General features: G+C 69.0%; 7 protein-coding genes and 1 tRNA gene. 3 read left to right on the top strand and 5 right to left on the bottom strand.

Going from position 1 to position 7,210, the window contains the following annotated elements; all coding sequences use genetic code 11:
- The 3 genes from DLJ59_RS11300 to DLJ59_RS11290 form a co-directional block, all read left to right on the top strand.
- Positions 1-396 (top strand): hypothetical protein (locus tag DLJ59_RS11300; protein WP_208648635.1); only part of this gene is annotated, 396 nt, incomplete at its 5' end.
- A 1,108-nt stretch (positions 397-1,504) separates the two neighbouring features.
- Positions 1,505-1,714 (top strand): helix-turn-helix transcriptional regulator, encoded by a 210-nt coding sequence (locus DLJ59_RS11295; protein WP_124772453.1) that lies wholly within the window; start codon positions 1,505-1,507, stop codon positions 1,712-1,714.
- Positions 1,715-1,717: 3 nt separating this feature from the next.
- The gene (locus DLJ59_RS11290) at positions 1,718-2,929 is read left to right on the top strand and encodes a tyrosine-type recombinase/integrase (protein WP_124772452.1); all 1,212 of its coding nucleotides are present in this window, start codon (positions 1,718-1,720) and stop codon (positions 2,927-2,929) included.
- A 113-nt stretch (positions 2,930-3,042) separates the two neighbouring features.
- Here the strand turns inward: DLJ59_RS11290 and DLJ59_RS11285 are convergent.
- From DLJ59_RS11285 to scpB, 5 genes are all read right to left on the bottom strand, one after another.
- Positions 3,043-3,116 (bottom strand) — tRNA-Pro (locus DLJ59_RS11285).
- 202 nt (positions 3,117-3,318) lie between these two features.
- Complete coding sequence (der, locus tag DLJ59_RS11280; RefSeq protein WP_124772451.1) at positions 3,319-4,725, bottom strand: ribosome biogenesis GTPase Der; 1,407 nt, start codon at positions 4,723-4,725, stop codon at positions 3,319-3,321.
- Positions 4,726-4,774: 49 nt separating this feature from the next.
- On the bottom strand, positions 4,775-5,455 hold the full coding sequence (gene cmk / locus DLJ59_RS11275; RefSeq protein ID WP_124772450.1) for a (d)CMP kinase: 681 nt from the start codon (positions 5,453-5,455) through the stop codon (positions 4,775-4,777).
- Positions 5,456-5,650: 195 nt separating this feature from the next.
- Positions 5,651-6,421: a pseudouridine synthase gene (locus tag DLJ59_RS11270; protein ID WP_124772449.1), complete on the bottom strand. Its 771-nt coding sequence runs from the start codon at positions 6,419-6,421 to the stop codon at positions 5,651-5,653.
- Positions 6,408-7,208 (bottom strand): SMC-Scp complex subunit ScpB, encoded by an 801-nt coding sequence (gene scpB, locus DLJ59_RS11265; RefSeq protein WP_124772448.1) that lies wholly within the window; start codon positions 7,206-7,208, stop codon positions 6,408-6,410. The genes DLJ59_RS11270 and scpB overlap by 14 nt, the downstream gene beginning before the upstream one ends.
- Between the last annotated feature and the right edge of the window lie 2 nt (positions 7,209-7,210).

Genomic DNA, 7,210 nt, shown 5'->3' with positions numbered 1-7,210 from the left:
GACAGACCCACCTGGCTCGCGATGACCCGCCCCGCCATCACCCATGCGATCACCGCCACCGCGGGCATCTACCTCATGCGCGCCGCACTCACCCTCACCACACCCATCTCCACGAACACCATCGCCCCCATCGCCGGCAGCATCGGCGCAGCCCTCGTCGGCATAGCCACCGCCGTAACGATGAGCCGGAGCCGCACGATCCGCGCCATCACCGCACCCGGCCTCGCCATCGGCTACGCCCTCGTCTTCACCGTCGACACCACCAGCGCCCTCATCGTCGGTTACCTCGCCGCCCTCACCTGGTGGGGCATCCGACTCACCGCACACACGCTGCGGCTCGCCTTCCCCCAGCCAGGAACAGCGCTGCGCCGCCTCACCGACCGTCCGGGCGGCTGAAAAACCGCGAAGCCCCTCGGGCCGCTACCACCGCACCTACGGCGCCGATGACAACGACGCGGTTCGCATCGACCATCCGCGCAGCATCTACGTCGGCGAGCGGCAGATCATCGACCAACTCGACCCATTGCTCGTCCGAGCTCATCTACAGAGCCACGTCCCGGTAACCAAGCCGGCAGTCCACCAAAGTCGACAAAAGACCAGAGAGCTCCTGACACCATCCACCGAGGAGGAGGCAAGCGAAATGCCACACCCATAAAAGGTGAGACGTAGAGCAGCAGGAGAGTGCCGGTTGAGCGAAAGGCTCAACCGGCACTCTCCTTTTCGGAAGAATTTCCAAAATCGTCGAAGTGCACCAGCAATCCTGACCATTCAGATCGGCCATCATGATGACTGACCGAGCCCGAGACGGGATCCACTTCGAGTGGCCCACACGCCACGAGACTTCGAGCCGGCCAGCACTCCCGACGCACGGGCCATTAACCCGGCCGGCGCGCCGATCTCAGGATCCTCCAACTCGGCCGCGCTGGCAGACATACGAAACGCCGTTGTGCCCTGCTAGCGAGGCGAGCGCGGCCATCACCCCTCACCCGAAAGGCCACAACATGGGACCGTTCAAAACCTTCCGAGTCCGCATTGGTGTCAAGCGGGCCAAGCGGATGCGCCCTGCGACCTGCTCTACAAACTCCTACGCACCTCAGCCTCGTGCGGAATCCAGTAATGCCAAACCATTGCTCAGCGGAGACTTGGCAGGCACCCGCCATGCGCCGGCGTCAAGCCTCGATATTCAGAGCAAGGACTTCCGCCCAGCTGAACCGCAATGCTCGCAGCATCTCGCCGTGACAGAAACCAACGAGAGGCTTGACACCACACGAACAAAACGGGTGGATGAACATCCACAGTCAATGAATCCCACGACCGTGTATGGCAGCGACAGTGCCAGTGACTCCCGATACCAATCAGACTGTAATCCTGAAAGGACGCCCGATCCATGCACGCCCCGCCGCCCCCGCACCGCCCACGATCCCGCGCCGCCAGGTGGGCGGCAACCTGCCGGCCGCGTCACGCGGCGCCGACTGCCCGGCTCCACCAACACGTTGGGCCGGCGATGAACGGCTCAGCCGCCCCGCAATGGCGGCCAGACCCTCTCCTGAGCATCGACGACGTCGCCGCCTGGCTGGGCAAGCCCAAGAACACCCTCTACGCCTGGCACAGCCGAGGCAAGGGACCCCGCGCCATCCGCGTCGGCAACACCCTGCGCTACCGGCGCAGCGAAGTCGAACGCTGGCTCGACGACCACACCGACGCGGAGCGCTGACCCATGGCCCGACCTGAACTACCCATCGGCACCTGGGGCAACATCCGCACCCAGAAACTCGGACCCAACCGGTTCCGCGCACGAGCGCGGTTCCGCGACTACGACGGCAAGACCCGCGACATCGAGGCCACCGCCACCACCGGCCCCGCCGCCGAACGAGCCCTCAAGGTCAAGCTACGTGACCGCACCACCCCCAACGACGACGAGATCACCCGGGAAACCCGCGTCAGCACACTCGCCGACCTGTGGATCGAAGAGATCACCACCGAGGAACGGATCGCACCACAAACCATCCAGCGATACGAGACCAGCGCGCGCAACGCGATCCTGCCCGCCCTGGGCAACCTCCGAATCAGAGAAGCCAGCGTCGGGCGCCTGGATCGGTTCCTGCGCGACATCGCGAAGGATCGTCCGTCGGCAGCCAAAGGCGCCAAAGTCGTCCTGAGCCAGATGTTCGCCCTGGCCGTACGCCACGGGGCGATCCCCACCAACCCCGTACGCGACACCGGCCGGCTCCGCAAACCCCGCCGCACCGTCGTCGCCCTCACCGACGAAAACCTCCAGGCCGTCCGGTCCGCGATCCGCGACTGGCAGCGACCGATCCCCGGCAAGCCCGGACCACGGCACAGTGGCGATCTGGCCGACGTCGTCGACCTGATGCTCGCCACCGGCGCCCGCATCGGCGAGATCCTTGCCCTGCGATGGGAGGACCTGAACCTCGGCGCCGCACGCCCCACCTTGACGATCTGCGGGACGCTCGTCTTCGTCAAAGGCCAGGGTCACTTCCGCCAACCCTGGACCAAGAGCGACGCCGGCTGGCGGATGGTCGTGCTGCCCCGGTTCGCCGTCGGCATGATCATGGCCCGCAAGCTCGTCGCCGCGGACAACCCCCACGACGCGATCTTCGCCTCCCGACGCGGTACCTGGCTGTCGCCCAACAACGTCCGCCGTCAGTGGCGTGAGGCTCGCGCTGACACCGACCTCGCCTGGGTCACTCCCCACACCTTCCGCAAAACAGTGGCCACCCTCATCAAGGAAGAGACCGACACGAAAAGCGCCGCAGCACAGCTTGGACACTCCAGCGAGGAGGTCACCGCTACGTACTACATCGCCAAGCCCGCCCAAGCCCCGGACGTCTCGGACATCCTCGAGCGACTCGGCACCGACCGCGGGCGGCGTCCCGCACCCCGCATTGCCCATGATGCGCACGGATGACGAACCTGGTTGCCGACCCCAGTAAACGGGGGGTTTTCGGGGGGCGGTTCAAAACCCCATAGACAAACTTAAAGCCCTGACCAGCGTTTCCGCTGGTCAGGGCTTTTTGTCTGTCGGGACGGCCGGATTCGAACCGACGACCCCTTGACCCCCAGTCAAGTGCGCTACCAAGCTGCGCCACGTCCCGCCTCCGCGCGGTTTCCCCCGCGGCAGCCGGTACAGCTTAGCGCAGCAGCCTCGGGTCCCCCGCACAGGCCCCACCGGCGTTGCGGGGTAGGCGAATCACCGCACAACCCCTAAGGCGTCCTAGGAGGGTGGGGTGGTGGGTGGACAGAGAAATGCCGGATGGGCAGGGGCCCATCCGGCATTTCTGCGAGTACTGGACCGCGTCAGCCGTGCGCCTTGCCTCGGCCGCCGGGGCCGAGCTTCTTACGCGGGCGGACCGAGATCTCGATCGGGCTGCCCTCGTACCCGAATTCCTCGCGGAGCTTGCGCTCGACGAAGCGCTGGTAGCCGGCGTCGAGCGGGCCGGTGGTGAAGAGCACGAACCGGGGCGGCGCCACACCGGCCTGCGTCGCGAACAGGATCCTCGGCGCCCGTCCACCACGCACGGGGTGGGGGGTGGCCTGCACCAGCGCGGTCAGCCACTGGTTGAGCTGCGCGGTCGGCACGCGGGTTTCCCAGCTGGCCAACGCCTTGTTCAGGGCGGGGGCCAGCTTGTCCACGGCACGACCGGTCATCGCTGACAGGTTCAGCCGGAGCGCCCAGGGGATGCGGCGCAACTCCCGGTCGATCTCCTTGTCCAGGTAGTACCGACGGTCGGCGTCGACCAGGTCCCACTTGTTGAACGCGATGACCAGTGCCCGGCCCGACTCGGTCACCATCGACAGGATCCGCTGGTCCTGCTCGCTGATCGGTTCGCTGGAGTCCAGCAGCACCACGGCCACCTCGGCGGCCTCGATCGCGCCGGCGGTGCGCAGGCTGGCGTAGTACTCGGTGCCGCTGGCCTTACCGACCCGCTTACGCAGCCCGGCGGTGTCCACCAGTTGCCAGGTCTGACCGCCGATCTCGACCAGGCTGTCCACCGGGTCCACAGTGGTGCCCGCCACCGAGTCGACGACCGCCCGCTCCTCGCCGGAGAACCGGTTGAGCAGGCTGGACTTGCCGACGTTCGGCCGCCCGACCAGCGCTACCCGGCGCGGACCACGCGGACGGTTCTCCACGATCGCCGGTGCTTCCGGCAGCGCGGCGAGGATGGCGTCCAGCAGGTCGCCGGAGCCGCGTCCGTGCAGCGCGGACACCGGGAACGGCTCACCGAGACCGAGCGACCACAGCGACGTGGCCTCCATCTCGATGGAGTTGTTGTCGGCCTTGTTGGCCACCAGGATCACCGGCTTGGCGCTGCGCCGCAGCATCTTCACCGCGGCCTCGTCCACGTCGGTGGAGCCCACCATCGCGTCGACCACGAAGAGCACCACGTCGGCGGTGACGACTGCCGTCTCGGCCTGCGCCGCGATGGCCGCGGCCCGGTCCTTCGCGTCCGGCTCCCAGCCGCCGGTGTCCACCACGGTGAACGCCCGGCCGTTCCACTGCGCGTCGTACGGGACCCGGTCGCGGGTCACGCCGGGGACGTCTTCGACGACCGCCTGCCGGCGGCCGATGATCCGGTTGACCAGGGTCGACTTGCCCACGTTGGGGCGGCCGACCACGGCCACCACCGGCTGTGGGCCGCTGGGTTCCTCGACGGCGACGTCGGGCTCCCGCAGTTCCACCCAACCGCCTGAATCGCTGCTCACGCCGTTCCTCCGCTTCGCTCCGGACCGCCATGAGACACAACCGCGCTACTCATGCAACGCCCCGTTCGGTGAGCAGGTCGCGCATCCGCGCCACGACCTCGTCGATGCCCAGCTCGGTGGTGTCCAGCACCACCGCGCCGGGCGCCTGGGCGAGCGGGTTGACCTTGCGGGTCGAGTCGAGGCGGTCCCGCCGGGCCAGGTCGGCGGCCGTGGCCGCCACGTCGGCGGCGTCCTCGGCGCTGCGCCGGGCCGCGCGGGCCGCCTCGGAGGCGGTCAGGAAGACCTTCAGGTCGGCGTCCGGCGCCACGACGGAGCCGATGTCCCGTCCCTCGATCACCATCCGACCGGCGTTGGCGATCATCTCGCGCTGCCGGCCGACGAGCAGCTCACGAACAGCCGGTACGGCGGCGACGGCGGAAACCGCCCCGGTCACCTCGGCGCCGCGGATCTCCGCGTCCACGCCGACCCCGTCGACGGTCACGCCGTACCCCTGCGGGTCGGTGCCGATGCGCAGGTCGACCTCGCCGGCGACCTTCGCCACCGACGCGGCGTCGGTGAGGTCCACGCCGGAGCGCAGCACGGCCCACGTGATCGCCCGGTACATCGCCCCGGTGTCCAGGTAGCGCGCACCGATGCCGGCGGCGAGCCGCCGCGACACGGTGGACTTACCCGAACCGGACGGCCCGTCCACAGCGACCACACATCGCCCGAACCGTACGTTTTCCTCCACCGTGTCCTCCTCAGCCCGTACCTCACGGATCGCCCGGTGAGCTGGCGCCGCAAGCGGTTGTCAATCGTCATCAATCATGCCCGGGTCGTCTGGCGAACCCGCGCGCGACGCCGCCGGAGGCGACCCACGCCACCCGGGCGGCCGCGTCCCGGCCGTCGGTGGAGCCTACCGGCTGCCGTACCCCGAACTCCGGGGTCAGTCACCCACCGCGTTGAACAGGGCGGCGACCTCGGCGTTGGTCAACCGCCGGATCCGCCCGGTCCGCAGGTCACCCAGTCGGATGGGGCCGATCGAGGTACGCACCAACCGGGTGACCGGGTGGCCGACCTCCTCCATCAGACGCCGGACGATGTGCTTGCGCCCCTCGTGCAGGCTCAGCTCCACCTGGGCGCTTTTGCCCAGCGTGTCCACCACCCGGAACGAGTCGACCTTGACGGGCCCGTCCTCCAGCTCGACGCCGGCCAGCAGCCGCTTGCTCAGGTTGCGCGGGATCGGCCCGACCACCTCGGCGAGGTAGGTCTTCAGCACCTGGTACGAGGGGTGCATGAGCTTGTGCGCGAGCGTGCCGTCGTTGGTGAGCAGCAGCAGCCCCTCGCTGTCCGCGTCGAGCCGCCCGACGTGGTAGACCCGCTGCTCCAGCCGCGCGCCGATGAAGTCCGCGAGCTCGTTTCGTCCCTTGTCGTCCGCCATGGTGGTGACCACCCCGCGCGGCTTGTTCATCGCCACGTAGACCAGGCGAATGTCGACCTGGAGGCGCTCCCCGTCCACGTGGATCACGGATGTAGCCGGGTCGACCTTGTCGCCGAGCTTGGCGACCCGCCCGTCCACCGTGACCCGGCGGCGGAAGATCAGGTCTTCGCAGGCACGCCGGGAACCCACGCCGGCGGCGGCGAGCACCTTCTGCAGGCGCTCAGCCCCCTCGTAGACGGGAGCGTCGGGTTTGGGGGAACGGTTATCGGGTCGCATCAGCAAGCTCTTCTACGTCGTCGGGCAGGAAGGGTGCGAGGGGCGGCAGCTCGTCGACGGTGTTCAGCCCGAGCTTCTCCAGGAACAACGTGGTGGTCCGGTAGAGGAACGCCCCGCTGTCCTGTTCGGTGCCGCACTCCTCGACGAGGCCACGGGTGACCAGCGTACGGATGACCCCGTCGCAGTTCACACCCCGGATGGCTGAGATTCGCGAACGGGTCACCGGCTGCTTGTAGGCGACCACGGCGAGCGTCTCCAGCGCCGCCTGGGTCAGCCGCACGGACTGCCCGTCCAGCACGAACCGCTCAACGTATGTAGCGTATTCCGGCCGGGTGTACAGCCGCCACCCGCCGGCCGCCCGGCGCAGCTCGAACCCGTGCCCGGCCGATGTGTAACCGGCGGCGATCTCGTCGAGCATCGGCCCGACCCGCTCGGCGGGCTGCTCCAGCACCTGGGCCAGCACCAGCTCGCTGACCGGCTCGTCGACGACCAGCAGGATCGCCTCCAACGCGCCGCGCAGCTCGGCGTCGGACAGCTCGGGCGCGGGCTCCGGCGCGGCCGTCGCCCGCCGCCGCCCCGCCAGCTGCCGCCGGGGTACGTCCCCAGCCTCACCCAACTCCCCCGCCGTGGGCGACGTCACCACACCGAAGTCGGGCCCGACCGTGGCCGCCGTCACCGCACCGAGGTCCGGCCCCGCCGAGGCCACCTCGTCCGGGGCCACCTCGTCCGAGGCCACCCCAACCGGGTCTGGCGCTGCCGAGCCGGGGCCCTGCCCATCCGGGTGCACCT

It is taken from the genome of Micromonospora inaquosa (assembly GCF_003857055.1).
Taxonomy (GTDB): domain Bacteria; phylum Actinomycetota; class Actinomycetes; order Mycobacteriales; family Micromonosporaceae; genus Micromonospora; species Micromonospora inaquosa.
The sequence above is the reverse complement of the archived record's forward strand: the minus strand, read 5'-3'. Positions and strand labels throughout refer to the sequence as shown.